Below are 17,648 nucleotides of genomic sequence, written 5' to 3' on the forward strand. Positions count from 1 at the left end.
AATAAGCTATGGATGGTAAAAATCAGCAGCTCATCGGACATTTAGAAGAACTCAGGAACCGCTTAATCATCACAATCGTATCATTCATCGGATTTCTTATAGGCGGATTTATTTTCGTAAAGCCCATTTATGAATGGGTGATCAGGGGACTGGACACACCGTTGGCAGTTCTGGGTCCCAGTGAAATTCTCTGGGTCTACCTGATGCTTGCCGCTGTCATTTCTATGGCAGCGACCATACCCGTAGCTGCTTTTCAAATCTGGCGGTTTGTTGCACCTGCATTAAGCCGGGAAGAGCGTAAAGTGACGCTGCGGTTTATTCCAGCAATGTTTTTTCTTTTTATAATCGGTCTTGCATTCGGATACTTTCTATTATTTCCCCTTGTGCTAGGGTTTTTGACCTCTCTATCTGAAGGTCAATTTGAAATGATGTTTACGGCCGATAAATATTTCCGATTCATGCTGAACATGACTGTGCCTTTCGGACTGCTATTTGAAATGCCGTTAGTCGTATTGTTTTTGACAAGGCTTGGCATTTTGAATCCACTTCGCTTAAGGAAAGCTAGAAAATTCGCCTATTTTGTGATGGTGGTAGTTTCGGTTTTGATTACACCTCCAGATTTTTTATCGGATGTGCTTGTGATTCTTCCACTCTTGACCTTATATGAAATCAGTATCAGTTTATCCTCTTTTGTATATAAGAAACGTCTGGCAGCAAACTCAGCCAGCCAATCTGCAGCGTAAATCAGATTTCTATCAGGAGGTATGGAAATGACCAAAAATATGAATCGCCGCGATTTTTTGAAAGCAGGCGGGCTAAGTACAGCAGCAGTTGCTTTAGGTTCTACTGGTCTGCTTTCATTCAATGAATCCAAAGCCCTTGCTTCACCGAAAGCAGCCAGGAATTCCTTTCGGGGATATGGCCCATTAGTCAAAGATCCTGGAGGCGTCCTTGACCTTCCTCAAGGATTTCAATATCGGATTATCTCAGAAGAAGGCGGTCTTATGGCCGATGGCCGGCCCATCCCTGAAAAATTCGATGGCATGGCAGCCTTTCCGGGTAAGAACAACTCTACGGTACTTGTACGAAATCATGAATTGAGTGGAAATACGAAATATCCAGTCATAGGCAGGAATCCTTATCAACGGGAACATACTGGCGGCACTACTGCTTTGGTTGTAGATGCCAATCGCAAAGTTCAGAAAGAATACGTCACTTCCTCTGGCACCATCCGCAATTGTGCAGGCGGAGCCACTCCATGGGGGACATGGCTGACATGTGAAGAAACCCTGCAAGAAGGACATGGTTACGTTTTTGAAATCGACCCATCTGATCCGGAAAATAATTTATCCAGAACACCGATCCGTGACATGGGAGCTTTTTCCCATGAAGCTACCGCGATTGACCCTGCTACAGGCATCGTCTATTTGACAGAGGACGCCGGGCCTAGTTATTTCTATCGCTTTATTCCTCATGACAGAAGTCAGCGGACCGGTTCCTTACAAAAAGGCGGCGTCTTGCAGGCAGCTGCCATGGAAGAAATGAGTATGGACCATACAAGTGAATTCCATAGTGGCCAAAGATTTGGAGTAGTGTGGAAAGATGTCGACCCTGAGAAACCTACCCTGGATGCTGGTCGAAAAGGCTGCATCCCGTTCAGCAGACTCGAAGGAGCCTATTTTGAGGGCGGAGTCTTCTGGTTTGACGACACTTCTGCAGGCGACAATAATCTTGGACGTGTATATCGTTATATTCCAGCTACAAATACATTAGAGTTGTTCTACGAGTCAACTGAGTCCAATGATTTGGAAATGCCGGACAACATTTGTCTCACACCATGGGGAGATCTTTGGATTGCAGAAGACGGCGGCGGAACCGACCGGATAATCGGAATGACCCCTGAAGGGGAAACTTATTTATTTGCCGAAAACCGGTTGAACGGATCCGAACTTGCAGGACCCACTTTCTCTACCCAGGGAGATACTTTCTTTATCAATATCCAGACACCGGGTATCACCTTTGCCATTTGGGGACCGTTTGCGAGTAAAAATACAGGAAGACAGCGCCAGATGGGGCATGCTGTACCACCAGCACCATACGCCCCGAAAGTATCAGATAAAGTATCTGCCTTTGCGGAAATGGAGGGAATGTCTGCTCTTGAAGCAGCGGCATTCCAGAGACATGGTATGCCAATATTATAAAAATTCGGAGGTGTAATGAATGTTATCAAATATCGGAATTCCAGGGTTAATCCTTGTACTAGTCATCGCTTTAATTATCTTTGGGCCATCCAAACTGCCGGAAATCGGCAGGGCATTCGGAAGCACATTGAAAGAATTCAAGAACGCTACAAGCGACCTTGTAAATGGAGATGGAGGATCCCAGGAAAAGGAAAAGCAAAAACTTAAAGCTGTAGAAAAAGAAGACCAAAAAACCGGAAGTTAAAAGCGGATGCCATATCCGCTTTTTCTTTTGTATTCTTTTATTGCTTTTGTAAAACAATCATGTTGATATACAGTTAAAGCTCCCAATTGCTGAAGACTCAGTTTCGAGAGAAACTGTTTCCGTTACGGTTAAGAAGCTCTGGAGGTCCGGGAAATCACTCGCTTTCCATGGGCGGACCGTGAGCTTCCTCAGGCTTCGCCCTGCGGGATCTCACCATGTCCTATCCTCCCATAGGACTTTGACTAAGCTTCCTGAATAAACACCGCACGAAGAAAATGCGTAGCATTTTCGAGGAGTCTCGCAATTTCCCGGCCCTCCTTGCGTTGGTAAGGAAAACGGAAACATTGATATGCGGACCCAACCCTTCATCCATAAGAAGAGCTTTTTATTAATAAAACCCTGCTTAGAACCTGCATCATAGTTCCATATGATTTGTGGAAGACATCTTCATCTATCGCAGGGGTTCGTTCCTCCCATCCTTCGGATGGGGTGGTTGGGAAACTGCGAGACTCCCGCGGGAGAAGGGACTAGGCGAGATCCCGCAGGGTTTTAGCCCGAGGAAGCTTGCCAGGTCCCCCGCAGGAAAAAAACGAATGCGTAATCGCCTTGGGAGACACGACACGCATAAGCAGAACATCAAAAGGGAAGTGTTCTTTCTTCACGTTGATGGGATGCTTATGTCGCGAGTGTCTAGGCGATGAAGCTGGAAAGCGAGTAGTTTCCAAGCCACCCCTAACTCTTTTTTAGTAAAGAACCCCTTTTATCTTGAAACTGAGTCTTCCACAATTCGGCCGTATAATGAAATAAGCCGATTGATAAATTAACACCTATATTTAATTAAGTTTTATAATTAAAAAACTTCTATCTGGCAGTTTTTACTGTTATCAGGGATTAAAAAAGCTTGCAGGAAAACCAGATAGGTTTCCTGCAAGCTGAGTATATCCACTCTCAAATTATTTGTTCAAGTTATAGAAAGCCTTGTCACCAGCATAATACGCAGTGCCGAGCAATTGGTCTTCGATACGAAGTAATTGGTTATACTTCGCAACACGGTCCGTACGGGATGGTGCACCGGTTTTGATTTGACCTGCATTAGTAGCAACGGCGATATCAGCGATCGTCGCATCTTCTGTTTCACCGGAACGGTGAGAGATGACTGCTGTGTAGCCAGCTTTCTTCGCCATTTCAATCGCTTCGAAGGTTTCTGTCAATGTACCGATCTGGTTCACTTTGACAAGGATGGAATTACCGATTCCTTCTTCGATTCCGCGGCTAAGCTTCTTGGTGTTTGTTACAAACAAGTCGTCGCCGACAAGCTGGACACGATCGCCGATACGGTCAGTCAGCATCTTAAAGCCTTCCCAGTCATTCTCATCAAGACCGTCTTCAATGGATACGATTGGATACTTATTGATCATCTCTTCGTACCAATTCACCATTTCTTCAGAAGTACGGACAACGCCTTCACCTTTCAGGTTATACTTGCCGTCTTCATATACCTCAGAAGCAGCAACATCCATTGCAAGCTTCACCTGTTCGTCAGGCTTATAGCCGGCAGCTTCGATCGCTTCAATGATGGTGGAAAGTGCTTCTTCGTTGGACTGAAGGTTCGGTGCAAAGCCGCCTTCATCACCAACACCTGTATTGTAGCCTTTTTCTTTCAATACCTTTTTCAAGGAATGGAAAATTTCCGCTCCCATACGCAATGCTTCACGGAAGTCCGGCGCGCCTACAGGCATAATCATGAATTCCTGTATGTCGACGTTATTATCCGCGTGTTCGCCACCATTCAGAATGTTCATCATTGGAGTCGGTAGTGTTTTAGCTGCGAATCCTCCAAGGTATTTGTACAATGGAAGACCTACAAAGTCAGCCGCTGCATGAGCTGCTGCCATGGACACACCCAGGATCGCATTAGCTCCTAATTTACCTTTGTTCTCTGTACCATCAAGTTCCATCATCAAAGCATCAATGACAACCTGCTGTGTAACATCCAACCCTAACAATTCAGGTCCGATTTTTTCGTTGACGTTTTCTACTGCCTGCTGTACACCTTTCCCAAGATAGCGGTCTTTGTCTCCGTCACGAAGTTCAACGGCTTCATATTCACCGGTAGAAGCTCCACTTGGTACCAGTGCAGAACCGAATGCTCCGGATTCTGTATATACTTCTACTTCAATTGTAGGATTACCGCGGGAGTCCAGTACTTCACGTGCATAAACATCTGTAATATATGGCATTGAAAAACTCTCCTTTATGAAAAAAATTATTTTTTAATTAATGATTGACCTGTCATTTCTTTTGGTTGTCCGACTTTAAGCAGCTCTAGAAGCGTCGGCGATAAGTCAGCCAAAATACCGCCTTCCCGGAGCTCCACGCCTTCCTTTGTCACAATGACTGGCACAGGATTCGTCGTGTGTGCAGTCATCGGCTTTCCTTCTGGCGTAAGCACTTCGTCCGAGTTGCCATGATCAGCTGTAATGATGGCCTGTCCACCTTTTTCGTGGATTTTATCCACGACTTTGCCAAGGCATTCGTCTACTGCCTCGATCGCTTTAATGGTAGGTTCCAGCATGCCAGAATGGCCGACCATATCCGGGTTCGCAAAATTCAGGATGATGGCATTATGCTTATCGGCATCCAGCTCTTTTAAAAGAGCATCTGTCACCTCATAAACGCTCATTTCCGGCTTAAGGTCATAAGTGGCTACTTTTGGTGAGTCGATCAAAATCCGTTCTTCTCCAGGAAATTCCGCTTCACGGCCGCCACTCATAAAGAACGTAACATGTGGGTACTTTTCTGTCTCAGCTATACGGAGCTGTTTCAAATCATTTTGTGACAGAACTTCTCCGACAGTGTTATCAAGATTCACTGGTTCATAAGCCACTTCGCCATCCACCGTTTCACTGAATTGCGTCAACCCTACAAAATGCAGGTTCTTCGGTGCTTTATCTCCGCGATCGAAGTCTCTGAAATCTTCATTAGCAAATGTTCTTGAAATCTGAATCGCGCGGTCCGGTCGGAAGTTATAGAAGATAACGGAATCTTCTTCTTCTATTTTAGCTTTCGGATTACCTTCCTCGTCAACTATAACAGATGGGAGCACAAATTCATCATAAATTTCATTCGCGTATGAATCATCTACAACTTCCATTGCACTGTGATAAGTCGGGCCTTGACCATAAACCATCGCATCATAGGACTTCTTGACACGATCCCAGCGCTTGTCACGATCCATGGAGTAATAACGCCCGGAAATCGTAGCAATTTCACCTACACCCAGCTCTGCCATTTTATCTTCTGTCTGCTGGATATACTTCTTAGCAGACTTTTGACCAACATCACGACCATCCAGGAAGCCGTGGACATATACTTTCTTCACATCATGACGGGCAGCTAATTCCAACAAGGCAAACAGGTGATCAATATGGCTATGGACCCCGCCTGAAGATAACAAACCAAAGATATGCAATGCTTTATCATGCTGTTTGGCATGATCGATTGCCTTCACGAATGCTTCATTTTCAAAAAAGTCGCCTTCTTTAATCGATAAGTTCACTCGTGTCAGGCTTTGATATACGATACGCCCCGCACCAATATTCAGATGTCCCACCTCGGAATTCCCCATCTGGCCTTCCGGAAGACCAACAGCTTCACCGGATGCCTTCAGCTGCGTATGGGGAAACTGGTTCCAGTAACGATCGAAATTAGGTGTATTGGCCAGCTTGACTGCGTTACCTTTTTCTTCATCACGCAGAGCATAGCCATCTAAGATGATCAAGGCTGCTAACTTATTGTTACTCATGCTTACCTGCCTCCACAAGTTTTAGGAATGAATCAGCCTCAAGGCTTGCTCCGCCTACTAGTGCGCCATCGATATCAGACTGACCAAGCAGGTCATCGACATTTGCCGGCTTGACACTGCCGCCATATTGGATACGTACGGCTTCTGCTGCCTCTTCTGAAGAAAATTCTTTTACGATTTTACGGATATGGCTGCATACTTCATTTGCATCTTCAGCAGAAGAAGTTTTGCCTGTTCCGATAGCCCAAATTGGTTCATAAGCGATAATGACTTGTTGAACCTGCTCATCACTCAGGCCTTCGAGTGCATTTTTCACTTGTGCTTCGACATGATTCATCGTTTCATTATTTTCACGCTGCTCCAATGTTTCCCCGACACATACAATTGGTGTCAACTCGTGCTTGAATGCCGCATGGACCTTTTTGTTTACGTCTTCGTCTGTTTCACCAAACAGCTCCCGGCGCTCAGAGTGTCCAAGTACGACATAAGAAACTCCCAAGTCTTTCAGCATGACTGGGCTGACTTCGCCTGTGAAAGCGCCACTCTCTTCAAAATGCATATTTTGAGCACCGACTTTTAAAGGAGTGCCTTCTGTTTCCTTGACTAGCGTGTGAAGAAAAGGAAATGGTGCACAAACAACGGATTCTACTTGTTCTTCGCTTGGCACTTCATTTTTAGCAGCTTGTGCGAATTGCTCAGCTTCATTCAAAACTTTGTTCATTTTCCAGTTTCCTGCGATTACTTGTTTACGCATATGCTCACCTCTCCTTTATTACTTATCGTTCAATAATGCTACGCCTGGAAGTTCTTTTCCTTCCATGAATTCCAGTGAAGCTCCTCCACCTGTGGATACGTGATCCATTTTGTCAGCAAATCCGAATTTCTCTACGGCTGCAGCCGAATCACCGCCACCGATCACTGTGTAGCCTTCTGTCTCAGCAAGTGCTGCTGAAACATCTTTCGTTCCATTGGCGAATATTTCAAATTCGAATACTCCCATAGGTCCGTTCCAGATGATCAGTTTGGAATCTTTGACGACCTGACTGTATTTTTCCCGTGTCTTAGGTCCGATGTCAAGGGCTTCCCAGTCACCAGGAATGCTGTCGATAGATACCTCTTTCGTATTCGCTTCACGAGAGAAATCATCAGCTACAATGACGTCCTCCGGCATCAGAAAGTTGACATTGTTATCTTCTGCTTTTTGCATGAATTGCTTTGCCAAATCGATTTTATCTTCCTCAAGTAATGACTTCCCTATTTCATAGCCCTTGGCTTTCAAGAAAGTGTAAGCAAGTCCGCCACCGATGATCAGGTTATCGACTTTATCGAGTAAATGATCGATGACACCAATTTTATCTTTGACTTTTGCGCCACCGATAATTGCTGTGAATGGGCGGTCAGGGTCAGAAAGAGCCTGTCCCAGCACATTCAATTCTTTTTCCATCAGGAAGCCCGCAACTGCCGGCAAGTGTTTAGCTACTCCAGCTGTAGATGCATGGGCGCGGTGTGCCGCACCGAACGCATCGTTTACATAGACATCAGCCATCGCAGCAAACTCTTTTGCCAGTACCTCGTCATTCTTTTCCTCACCAGGTTCGAAGCGAACGTTTTCAATCAATAATACATCGCCGTCTTTCATATCTTTGATAGCACGATTGACTTCATCACCGTAAACTTCGTCCGTCTTCGTAACAGTACGCCCCAGCAAATCGCTCAGGCGCCTGGCTACAGGGTCCAGACGAAGCTCATCATGAGCCTCTCCTTTTGGACGACCCAGGTGGCTGGCAAGAATGACTTTTGCTCCGTCCTGAACTAAATGTAAAATTGTCGGTAATGCTGCTTTAATACGTGTGTCATCAGTAACTTCTCCGTTGCTCATTGGTACATTGAAGTCAACTCGGCAAAACACTTTTTTTCCTTGTACCTCAATATCACGGATTGTTTTTTTATTCACAGCGTTGGACCTCCTTTTGGTATGAAAATCGTCTTAAAAGCGATAAAGGAGGAGGACTATGGACCTCCCCCTTCATTTTACATCATATGATTCGACTCTATCTGAATTAAAGTCCCTTTTCTTTAAGGAATGCAGCTAAGTCGACACAACGGTTTGAGTAACCGAACTCGTTGTCGTACCAGGAAACGACTTTAACCATGTTATTTTCAATTGCCATAGTGGAGATGGCATCAATGATTGAAGAGTTAGTGTTTCCATTATAGTCACTGGATACGAGTGGTTCTTCACTGTAACCAAGAATTCCTTTCAATTCACCTTCTGCAGCTTCTTTCAGTGCAGCGTTAACTTCTTCGACAGTAACATTCTTATCAAGCTCTGCCACCAAGTCTACGATAGAAACGTTTGGAGTTGGAACACGCATAGCCATACCATTCAACTTGCCATCCAATTCAGGCAATACTTTTGCAACAGCTTTTGCTGCACCAGTTGTAGTAGGGATGATGTTTTGTGCAGCAGCACGGGCACGACGGTAATCCTTATGTGGCAGGTCAAGGATTTGCTGGTCGTTAGTATAAGAGTGGACAGTTGTCATCATACCACGCTTCAGGCCGAACTTGTCGTTAAGCACTTTTGCAAATGGTGCCAGGCAGTTCGTTGTGCAGGAAGCGTTAGAAATAACGTGATGGTTGTCTGGATCATAAGCAGAATCGTTTACACCCATAACCATTGTAAGATCTTCTTCTTTTGCAGGCGCAGAAATAACTACTTTCTTAGCACCAGCGTCCAAGTGTTTCTTAGCATCGGCACGGTTTGTGAAACGACCTGTAGATTCGATAACTACTTCTACGCCAAGATCGCCCCAGCCAAGTTGTGCTGGATCTTTTTCAGATAATACAGTGATTTCTTTTCCACCAACAACAAGGTTGCTGCCATTAACAGTTACTTTCTCTCCAAGTTCACCATGTACCGTGTCATATTGCAATAAGTGGGCTAGCATTTCAGCGTCAGTCAAGTCGTTTACTGCTACCACTTCTACGTCGTTATTGTTTAAAGCGGCACGGAAGACATTACGTCCAATACGTCCAAAGCCGTTAATACCTACTTTTACTGTCATTATAAAATTCCTCCTTGATAATGGTTGTTTATTATTATTTATTTAAAGGGAAATTTCTTCCCTTACCAGCTGTTGAGCTGCACCTTCATCGGTGATAAGCACATTGCTTTTCCCAGGTTTGAAATAGGAAGCAATCGCCCTGGCTTTTGATTCTCCTCCAGCCACAGCAATTACCTGCTGGGAATCCGTGAGATCCTCAAGCTGCAGTCCGACCGTCCTGGCTTTATGGACTATGTCGCCTTGTTGGTTAAAATAATATCCGAAGGCTTCCCCGACTGCATGCCACTGCTTGATTTTATCAATCTGCTCCGGTGGTGTCTTTCTTCTTTCGGCCATGGTGAGGGCATTTCCAATCCCATGTATGACGGTGTCAGAATTCTTGATCAGACCAAGAATTTCTCTGATCGACGGCTCGGATGTTATCGAGTGATAAGTATCTTCACTCAATGGGTCAGGTACATATAAGAGGCGGTAATCCCCTTTCGCTTTCCTGGCCATCTCTACACAAATCGTGTTGGCCTGATTTTCGACCTTTTCCCCCAGGCCCCCTCGCGCTGGTACAAACAAACAATCAGGCGCCCCGGTGAGTGGAGTCATCATTTCGGCAACTGCCGCCATCGTAGTGCCCCCGGTTATCGCTATTGTGCTGCTCGATTCGAGGATACTTTTCAAATAATGGACACAGGCTCTGCCCATTTCCTGCTTTACCCAAGGAAGCTCATCGCTGTCCCCTGGAACGACCACAACATGGTCTAAATTTAATTTTTCCCTTAACTGTTTTTCTAAAACACTGATTCCTGAAACCTCTTTGATGAAATCAGCCAGCTGATCCAAAACCATTTTGCCATCAACAGTAATCTGCATCCCTTTTACGGTGATGGCAACGAAGCCTTCTTGCTTAAGAAAATCGACCTCACTGCGGATCGTCCGTTCCGCAAGTTCCATATTTTCTGCCAGACTTCTTCGTCCGACTGGTTCCATCAGCTGGATATAATGCAGGATTTGATACCTTCGCTGCATAATATCGAGTAAATCAGGGAAAAGTTTCTTTTGTAAATCAATTAAAGCTCTCATGGAAAAGCCCCTTCAAATATAAGAATTCCACCTCCGGGATGATTTTGTCCCGACTAGTCAAATTTCGTCCCACGCAGAGCAAAAAAATATTTTCTACATGATTAAATATAACAGTACCCAAATAACGCCGCAAGTAAAAAAAATCAGCTATTTTTCTTGTAAACGTTCTCTTAACGAAAAAATATCAATTTGTTCACAATTCAATTCTTCATCTCCGATTTTAATCACAGGTATTTCAAATTGATACCTTTCCAGCAATGCATCATCTTTATAGATATCTTTCTCTAAAACTGTAAAATTATAATCTTTTTTCAAAATTTCCAATAATTCTTTTGCATCATCACACAGACAGCAGTTTTCCTTTGAGTATAAAATAATTTCTTTCAACACCAGCCACCCTCTTCTCCTGTAAGCTTTTAACCTTACTTTTTTCTTGTACCATCTGTCACTATATATAAACCACGTTCACATATAATCGGGCGTAAGCCAACTTGTCCTGCTCCACCTCCACTACACAGTATAACAAATGAATCTGAAGAAAAACCTGGTATGTCGCCAGTACTTATGGCGAAAGCCTTAGAATTTTTTATACTTTAATCCTTTAATAAAAGTTAATCTTCCTCAAAGTAAAAAAGGACGCTATGAAGCGCGCCCCTTATGATCATATAAACCCAATTCAATTTTAGTATTTTTCGATTCCAGAAATTTCAATAGTTCTTTTGCCCGTTTATCAGGACTTCTTTTCAGTGAGGCGTAATTGAAAGATAATTTAAGCTGGGAAGCCATATCAAAAATATGGATACGCCGATCTTCAGATATCTGTTCCGTATACAAAATTTTGTAACGAAGTAGTTTCGTTTTCAACACCCCATTTTATGATGAGACTGGCATACAGCACTCATGTTTTATCTCCTAACTATCATAACATGGTTTCTGCTATATAAAAACATCTGTTCGTTGACGATTGTTTTACAACTTCCGTAATATTTTCCAATCTCTCTGTTATATCTTAGTCTGAGGAGGCTCAGCGCATGCCCGCGGAAAGGGAGTTGTTCCCCACCGGACCTTTATTCAGATAAACATCTCGAAATCAAGTCTTCGACTTTTCGGACCTATTATTGAATAAACTCTTATGTATAATCAACCACAGTCTTTAATAAAGCCTTTCCGATAAACAAAAAAAAAGCATCTGGTCATAAAAACCAGATGCTTTTTATTATAGCGCGCCCGAGAGGATTCGAACCTCCGACACATAGAACCGGAATCTATAGCTCTATCCAGCTGAGCTACGGGCGCAAAATGACATGCATTGATTATTATAAGCACATACGCACAAAAACGCAAGAATTAATTTTCTTCCCTTCTTTCATTTTTTAAAGTTAACAGGACTTTTTATTTCTCTCTAATTTTTTTTGAGAAAAAAGAGATTTAATTCGTAATTTTCAGAATTTATGTATAATAAAAAGCACATCAAATTTAGAAGTTCTTGTCACAAGGAGGATCGCTATGGCTGATCATCTTCCTATTTTGGAAGTAGAAAATTTACATACTCATTTTTTCACGAAAGCTGGTGTCGTCAAAGCTGTCGATGGCGTTAGTTTTTCGGTCAAACCAGGAGAAACATTAGGAATAGTCGGTGAATCCGGCTCAGGTAAAAGTATAACTGCCATGTCAGTGATGAAATTAGTTCCATCCCCTCCGGGGAAAATCGTATCGGGAGACATCCGTTTCCAGGGAGAAAGCTTATTACTTAAAAAAGAAAAAGAAATGCGAAAAATTCGAGGGAAGGATATTTCGATGATTTTCCAGGATCCCATGACTTCCCTGAATCCTGTCTTCTCCGTTGAAAAACAGATGATGGAAACGATTCTTACCCACGAAGATATGAACAAACAACAAGCACGCAACCGTGCCATTGAATTACTCGACCTTGTGGGTATCCCTGATGCTGCTAAGCGATTAAAAAATTACCCCCATGAATTCAGCGGAGGGATGCGGCAACGGGTGATGATTGCAATGGCGCTGGCATGTAATCCGAAAGTGCTGATAGCCGATGAACCCACTACTGCACTGGATGTAACCATCCAGGCGCAAATACTTGATCTTTTGAAAAGATTACAACAAGAACTGGGGATGGCGATCATCATGATTACCCACGACCTTGGTGTAGTAGCCGAAGTGTGTGACCGTGTCATGGTGATGTATGGTGGCAAACCCGTAGAATTTTCAAGTATCAAGGAACTATTCGACCACCCAAAACACCCTTATACATGGGGCTTACTGTCATCAATCCCTCAAATTCACAACCGCAAGGAAAGACTGGAAGCGATCAAAGGTCTTCCACCTGATTTACGGGACTTACCGAAAGGCTGTAGTTTCGCTCCCCGTTGCACACATGTTCAAGAGGAATGTCTGACAAAGGATCCTGCACTATTGGAAGATGAAGCAGACCACTTTGTCCGGTGCCTGCTCTATGAACAGGAAGAGAAGGTGATCATTCATGAGTGAACTATTACGTGTCCAAAACCTGAAAAAGCATTTCCCTATATATAAAGGTGCCGTGTTCCCGAAAAAGACCGGTGCTGTACAAGCAGTCGATGGCATCTCTCTAACGGTCAAAAAAGGAGAAACCCTTGGGTTGGTCGGGGAAAGCGGATGTGGAAAGTCTACCGCCGGCAGAACCATTTTAAAATTACTCGATCCAACAGAAGGGCAAATCATTTATAAGGGACAGGACATTACCAATGTCAAAGGGGAGGAGCTGCGGAAGCTGCGTAAAGAAATGCAATTGATTTTCCAGGATCCATATGCTTCTCTGAATCCCCGGAAAACGATCGAGCAGACAGTAACCGAACCGATGAAAATTTTCGGTATGTCAAAAGAGAAACGCCAGCAAAAACTTGATCGCCTCTTGGAAGTGGTCGGACTCGATACTTATCATAAATCCCGTTATCCACATGAATTCAGTGGAGGACAACGGCAGCGTATCGGGATCGCAAGAGCATTGGCACTGGATCCAGAATTGATTATATGTGATGAACCGGTTTCGGCACTGGATGTTTCCATCCAGGCTCAAGTCATCAATCTGATGGAAGACTTACAAAAGGAATTCAACCTTACTTATATCTTCATCGCCCATGATTTGAGTGTCGTTCATCATATCAGTGACCGTGTAGCAGTCATGTACCTTGGTGAAATCGTTGAAACAGGAGAAGTCGAGGAACTTTATGGGAACCCTAAACACCCTTATACAAAAGCACTGCTTTCGTCCATTCCCGAGGCCCGTCCTGCAGAAAAACGGGAACGGATCATGCTTCAGGGAGACCTTCCCTCTCCTTCCAACCCACCTCAGGGATGCAAATTCCATACGAGATGCCCTTGGGCAGAAGCTATATGCAAACAGGAAAAACCGGTCTTAAAACAGGTACCTGGCGCAGAACATCAAGTGGCCTGTCATCTCGTTAAGGAGGTGGTCGAAGCTACGGAACCGACACCTGTCTAATACTTATTTTATTAAATTTCCATAAGGGGGAACTAATGTGAAGAAAAAAGCACTTTGGATGTTACTGACACTGTTTGCAATGATGGTGCTGGTTGTCGCTGGATGCAGCAGCAACGATGAAGCTAATTCGGAAGGTGATTCTGACAGCCAGGATACTGCTGATTCTGCTGAGGAAAGCAGCGGCGGAAGCGATACATTCGTATTTGGCCGTGGAGCAGACTCTGAACAACTGGACCCTTCCAAAGTTACAGATGGTGAGTCCATTTATGTCACCAATCAGATTTATGACACACTTGTCCGTTATGAACAGGAAGGAACAGAAGTCAAACCTGCTTTGGCTTCCGACTGGAAAACTAGTGAAGATGGTCTGAAATGGACGTTCCAACTACGTGATGATGTAAAATTCCATGATGGCACCGATTTCACTGCTGAAGATGTCGTGTTCAACTTCGAACGATGGACAGAGGGAGCAGAATATGTCTATTACGGTTACATGTTTGGCGCATCTGAGGAAGATCCAGGCGGGATCATTGAAAAGGTGGAAGCTACCGGTGACTATGAAGTCACTTTCACCTTGTCTGAGCCAAATGCACCGTTTTTGAATACTCTAGCTATGCCTCCATTCGGTATTGCAAGTCCGGATGCTATTAAAAAACATGGGGAAGATTATTTCAAAAACCCAGTAGGTACCGGCCCATTCGTATTTGAAGAATGGAAACAGGATGACAGCATTACGTTGTCTAAAAACGAAGATTACTTTGGTGAAACAGCAAAAGTGGATAAAGTCATCTTCCGTGTCATTCCTGATAATGGCGCACGCTTTATGGAACTCCAGGCTGGTTCTATTGATGCAATGAACGGAATGAATCCACAGGATATCCAACAGGCAGAAGAAGATGATGCCCTGCAAATCATCCGTCGCCCATCCATGAACGTTTCTTACATGGCAATGAATACGGATAAAGAAGGCCCTCTGCAAGACAAGAAAGTCCGTCAGGCAATCAATCTGGCAATTGATAAAGAAAAATTGCTGACATTATTTGAAGGTATCGGGAAGCCGGCTAAAAACCCAATGCCACCATCTCTTTGGGGATATAACGATGAAATCGAAGACTATGGCTATGATGTCGAAAAAGCAAAATCATTGCTGGCTGAAGCAGGATATGGCGATGGCATGAGCTTGACACTTTATACCATGTCTAACCCTCGTCCTTACTTGCCGCAACCGAAATTTGCAGCACAGGCTATCCAGGAAATGCTTAAAGAAGTAAATATTGAAGTAGAAATCGTAGAAAACGAGTGGGACTCTCACTTGAGTGCTACCGAAAATGGCGAACATGATATGGCGTTCCTTGGCTGGACTGGTGACAATGGCGACCCTGACAATTTCCTGTATGTCCTTTTGGATAAAGATAATGCAAAGAAAGGTTCTGCAGGAAACATCGCTTTCTATAAAAACGATGAACTTCATGACATCCTGAAAAAAGCGCAAACGGAGCTGGACCAGGATAAACGAAGCAGTCTTTATAAAGAAGCACAGGAAATCATTCATGAAGATGCACCTTGGTTCCCAATTGCTCATACTACACCACCGCTTGCTGTTAAAAAAGAGGTTAAGAATTATATCCCTCATCCAACAGGAAGTGAACCGTTCAACTACTTAGAATTGAACTAATTGAGGTTAATGGAAGGGAACCCCCCTTCCACCTCCCTTACGATCAGGCAAAGAAAAAGGCTGTATGAAAACAAAGGGTTGGGTTCTTTATATAGGAATCCTTCCCTTTGCACAGCTTTTTAAATTTGGAGGAATGCAGCATGCTCAATTATATTATCAGACGTCTTGTATCACTTGTACCCGTGGTCATCGGCGTATCTATACTCGCTTTTTCACTCATGCATCTGGTGCCGGGCGATCCTGCCAGAAGTATTTTAGGAGAAAAAGCTACAGAAACCCAGCTGGAAATGCTGCGGGAAGAATTGAATTTAAATGATCCTCTAATTGTCCAGTATGGTAATTTCATGGGGAAAATCGCTACAGGAGATCTTGGTGAGTCCATTAAATCAAAAGAATCGGTTGCAGCCGAAATAGGCGGCCGTTTACCTGCAACCATCGAGTTGACACTGTTTGCTATGACCATCGCCGTCGTAGTCGGAGTACTTGCCGGAGTGATTGCTGCCGTAAAACAATACTCTTGGTTTGATAACCTCAGTATGAGTGGTGCATTGTTCGGTGTTTCGATGCCGATATTCTGGCTGGGCTTAATGATGATTTGGCTATTTTCTGTTGAATTGAATTGGTTGCCGCCATCCGGAAGGCTATCCAATGATATTGAGTTGACAACCGTTACTAACCTGTATTTGTTAGACAGCATCCTGACCTTGAATGGTGAAGCATTCGTCGATGCACTAAAGCATTTATTGATGCCAGGATTAGCGCTTGCAACCATTCCTATGGCCATCATAGCTCGTATGACCCGTTCAAGCATGTTAGAAGTCATGAAGCAGGACTACATACGGACCGCTAACGCAAAAGGGCTGGCCGGCCGGTTGGTCGTCTTTCAACACGCATTAAAAAACGCTTCCCTTCCGGTTCTCACTGTCATTGGATTGCAGTTTGGATTCCTCTTAGGAGGTGCTGTATTGACGGAAACGATTTTTTCCTGGCCGGGAGTAGGCCGTTATGTCGTCGATGCTATTCTCAGTCGTGATTATCCAGTAGTACAAAGCACAATATTAATAATCGCTGTCATATTTGTATTGGTGAATTTGATCACTGATATCCTGTATACGTTATTCGACCCTAGAATCAAACTGGATTAGGAAAGGATGTGGAAGACTTGGCTGCAGAAGCAAAAGCGGATCAAATGGATTCAGCACTAAAACAAAAGAAGAACTCGAGCCTTTGGCTTGATTCCTTATCCAGGGTAGTCAAAAGTAAAACGTCATTAATCGGATTGATCATCATATCATTATTGATCATTATCGCGGCGTTCGCGCCTCAAATCGCTACTCACTCCCCTACCGACCAAAGCATTATCAATCGCTACCAGGCCCCTTCAGCAGAGCATTGGTTAGGAACGGATGAACTTGGCCGGGATATATTCTCCCGACTCGTCCATGGTTCACGGATCACCATCCAAATCGGGGTGATCACCGTAGGAATCTCGATGATAGTCGGCGTGTTTCTCGGTGCGGTGGCAGGATACTTCGGCAGGTGGGTCGATCAGATTATCATGCGCCTGATAGACATTATGATGGCTTTCCCTAGTATTCTATTAGCGATTGCCCTGGTTGCCGTCTTAGGAAAGAGCTTGACCAATGCCATGATTGCTGTCGGCATCGTCGGTGTCCCCCACTTTGCCAGAATTGTGCGGTCGACTGTTCTATCTGTAAAAGAAACGGAGTATATCGAAGCCTCCCGGGTCATTGGAGCTAAAAACGGCAGGATCTTATTTTCACATGTATTGCCAAACTGTTTGGCACCAATCATCGTTCAGGCTACCCTGACAATAGGTACTGCTATTCTTGATGCGGCAGGATTGAGCTTCTTAGGTTTAGGAGCACAGCCTCCGCTTCCAGAATGGGGGGCGATGCTTAGTGATGGACGCTCGGCTCTGCAAACTGCCCCATGGGTGGTCATGTTCCCAGGCTTCGCTATTCTGCTGGTAGTACTTGGATTCAACCTTTTGGGTGACGGCTTACGCGATGCACTCGATCCACGACTAAAACAATAAGAGCATAATCTTCCATTAAC

The 17,648-nt window shown here is 44.2% G+C and carries 15 protein-coding genes and 1 tRNA gene; 8 read left to right on the forward strand and 8 right to left on the reverse strand.

Annotation, left to right across the window (positions count from 1 at the left end):
- Positions 1-8: 8 nt before the first annotated feature.
- Genes tatC through P855_RS0111315 form a run of 3 tightly spaced genes read left to right on the forward strand, consistent with a single transcriptional unit; the run spans position 9 to position 2,445 of the window.
- Positions 9-743, forward strand: a complete 735-nt coding sequence (tatC, locus tag P855_RS0111305) for a twin-arginine translocase subunit TatC (protein WP_028783677.1) — start codon at positions 9-11, stop codon at positions 741-743.
- A gap of 27 nt (positions 744-770) precedes the next feature.
- Positions 771-2,201: an alkaline phosphatase PhoX gene (locus tag P855_RS0111310; RefSeq protein ID WP_028783678.1), complete on the forward strand. Its 1,431-nt coding sequence runs from the start codon at positions 771-773 to the stop codon at positions 2,199-2,201.
- A 19-nt stretch (positions 2,202-2,220) separates the two neighbouring features.
- The gene (locus P855_RS0111315) at positions 2,221-2,445 is read left to right on the forward strand and encodes a twin-arginine translocase TatA/TatE family subunit (RefSeq protein WP_028783679.1); all 225 of its coding nucleotides are present in this window, start codon (positions 2,221-2,223) and stop codon (positions 2,443-2,445) included.
- Between the two features lie 953 nt (positions 2,446-3,398).
- Here P855_RS0111315 and eno read toward each other — a convergent pair.
- The 8 genes from eno to P855_RS0111360 form a co-directional block, all read right to left on the reverse strand.
- Positions 3,399-4,685, reverse strand: coding sequence for a phosphopyruvate hydratase (eno, locus tag P855_RS0111320; RefSeq protein ID WP_028783680.1), 1,287 nt, complete (start codon positions 4,683-4,685; stop codon positions 3,399-3,401).
- Between the two features lie 26 nt (positions 4,686-4,711).
- Positions 4,712-6,250 (reverse strand): 2,3-bisphosphoglycerate-independent phosphoglycerate mutase, encoded by a 1,539-nt coding sequence (gene gpmI / locus P855_RS0111325; protein WP_028783681.1) that lies wholly within the window; start codon positions 6,248-6,250, stop codon positions 4,712-4,714.
- Positions 6,243-7,004: a triose-phosphate isomerase gene (gene tpiA, locus P855_RS0111330; protein WP_028783682.1), complete on the reverse strand. Its 762-nt coding sequence runs from the start codon at positions 7,002-7,004 to the stop codon at positions 6,243-6,245. The genes gpmI and tpiA overlap by 8 nt, the downstream gene beginning before the upstream one ends.
- Before the next feature lie 18 nt (positions 7,005-7,022).
- The gene (locus P855_RS0111335) at positions 7,023-8,204 is read right to left on the reverse strand and encodes a phosphoglycerate kinase (RefSeq protein ID WP_028783683.1); all 1,182 of its coding nucleotides are present in this window, start codon (positions 8,202-8,204) and stop codon (positions 7,023-7,025) included.
- A gap of 106 nt (positions 8,205-8,310) precedes the next feature.
- Positions 8,311-9,318, reverse strand: a complete 1,008-nt coding sequence (gene gap / locus P855_RS0111340; RefSeq protein WP_028783684.1) for a type I glyceraldehyde-3-phosphate dehydrogenase — start codon at positions 9,316-9,318, stop codon at positions 8,311-8,313.
- A gap of 42 nt (positions 9,319-9,360) precedes the next feature.
- Positions 9,361-10,392, reverse strand: coding sequence for a sugar-binding transcriptional regulator (locus tag P855_RS0111345; RefSeq protein ID WP_028783685.1), 1,032 nt, complete (start codon positions 10,390-10,392; stop codon positions 9,361-9,363).
- Between the two features lie 147 nt (positions 10,393-10,539).
- Complete coding sequence (locus P855_RS0111350; protein WP_327084780.1) at positions 10,540-10,782, reverse strand: glutaredoxin family protein; 243 nt, start codon at positions 10,780-10,782, stop codon at positions 10,540-10,542.
- Positions 10,783-11,614: 832 nt separating this feature from the next.
- Positions 11,615-11,688 (reverse strand) — tRNA-Arg (locus tag P855_RS0111360).
- Positions 11,689-11,898: 210 nt separating this feature from the next.
- Between P855_RS0111360 and P855_RS20835 the strand changes: the two genes are divergently transcribed.
- The 5 genes from P855_RS20835 (at position 11,899) to nikC (ending at position 17,628) form a co-directional block, all read left to right on the forward strand.
- The gene (locus P855_RS20835; RefSeq protein ID WP_037986014.1) at positions 11,899-12,900 is read left to right on the forward strand and encodes an ABC transporter ATP-binding protein; all 1,002 of its coding nucleotides are present in this window, start codon (positions 11,899-11,901) and stop codon (positions 12,898-12,900) included.
- On the forward strand, positions 12,893-13,894 hold the full coding sequence (locus P855_RS20840) for an ABC transporter ATP-binding protein (RefSeq protein WP_051353186.1): 1,002 nt from the start codon (positions 12,893-12,895) through the stop codon (positions 13,892-13,894). Before P855_RS20835 ends, P855_RS20840 begins: the two co-directional genes overlap by 8 nt.
- A gap of 37 nt (positions 13,895-13,931) precedes the next feature.
- On the forward strand, positions 13,932-15,569 hold the full coding sequence (locus tag P855_RS0111375) for an ABC transporter substrate-binding protein (RefSeq protein ID WP_028783688.1): 1,638 nt from the start codon (positions 13,932-13,934) through the stop codon (positions 15,567-15,569).
- A gap of 140 nt (positions 15,570-15,709) precedes the next feature.
- Positions 15,710-16,714, forward strand: coding sequence for an ABC transporter permease (locus P855_RS0111380; RefSeq protein ID WP_028783689.1), 1,005 nt, complete (start codon positions 15,710-15,712; stop codon positions 16,712-16,714).
- A 44-nt stretch (positions 16,715-16,758) separates the two neighbouring features.
- Positions 16,759-17,628, forward strand: coding sequence for a nickel transporter permease (nikC, locus tag P855_RS0111385; RefSeq protein WP_028783690.1), 870 nt, complete (start codon positions 16,759-16,761; stop codon positions 17,626-17,628).
- Positions 17,629-17,648 lie beyond the last annotated feature (20 nt).

Origin of the sequence: Thalassobacillus devorans MSP14 (genome assembly GCF_000496835.1) — a bacterium.
In the GTDB taxonomy this organism is placed as follows: domain Bacteria; phylum Bacillota; class Bacilli; order Bacillales; family Halobacillaceae; genus Thalassobacillus; species Thalassobacillus devorans_B.

Excerpts from the sequence above, each read along its gene's own strand:
- tatC (WP_028783677.1), top strand. The coding sequence starts at position 9 with ATGGATGGTAAAAATCAGCAGCTCATCGGACATTTAGAAGAACTCAGG.
- P855_RS0111310 (WP_028783678.1), top strand. The coding sequence starts at position 771 with ATGACCAAAAATATGAATCGCCGCGATTTTTTGAAAGCAGGCGGGCTA.
- P855_RS0111315 (WP_028783679.1), top strand. The coding sequence starts at position 2,221 with ATGTTATCAAATATCGGAATTCCAGGGTTAATCCTTGTACTAGTCATC.
- eno (WP_028783680.1), bottom strand. The coding sequence starts at position 4,685 with ATGCCATATATTACAGATGTTTATGCACGTGAAGTACTGGACTCCCGC.
- gpmI (WP_028783681.1), bottom strand. The coding sequence starts at position 6,250 with ATGAGTAACAATAAGTTAGCAGCCTTGATCATCTTAGATGGCTATGCT.
- tpiA (WP_028783682.1), bottom strand. The coding sequence starts at position 7,004 with ATGCGTAAACAAGTAATCGCAGGAAACTGGAAAATGAACAAAGTTTTG.
- gap (WP_028783684.1), bottom strand. The coding sequence starts at position 9,318 with ATGACAGTAAAAGTAGGTATTAACGGCTTTGGACGTATTGGACGTAAT.
- P855_RS0111345 (WP_028783685.1), bottom strand. The coding sequence starts at position 10,392 with ATGAGAGCTTTAATTGATTTACAAAAGAAACTTTTCCCTGATTTACTC.
- P855_RS20835 (WP_037986014.1), top strand. The coding sequence starts at position 11,899 with ATGGCTGATCATCTTCCTATTTTGGAAGTAGAAAATTTACATACTCAT.
- P855_RS20840 (WP_051353186.1), top strand. The coding sequence starts at position 12,893 with ATGAGTGAACTATTACGTGTCCAAAACCTGAAAAAGCATTTCCCTATA.
- P855_RS0111380 (WP_028783689.1), top strand. The coding sequence starts at position 15,710 with ATGCTCAATTATATTATCAGACGTCTTGTATCACTTGTACCCGTGGTC.
- nikC (WP_028783690.1), top strand. The coding sequence starts at position 16,759 with ATGGATTCAGCACTAAAACAAAAGAAGAACTCGAGCCTTTGGCTTGAT.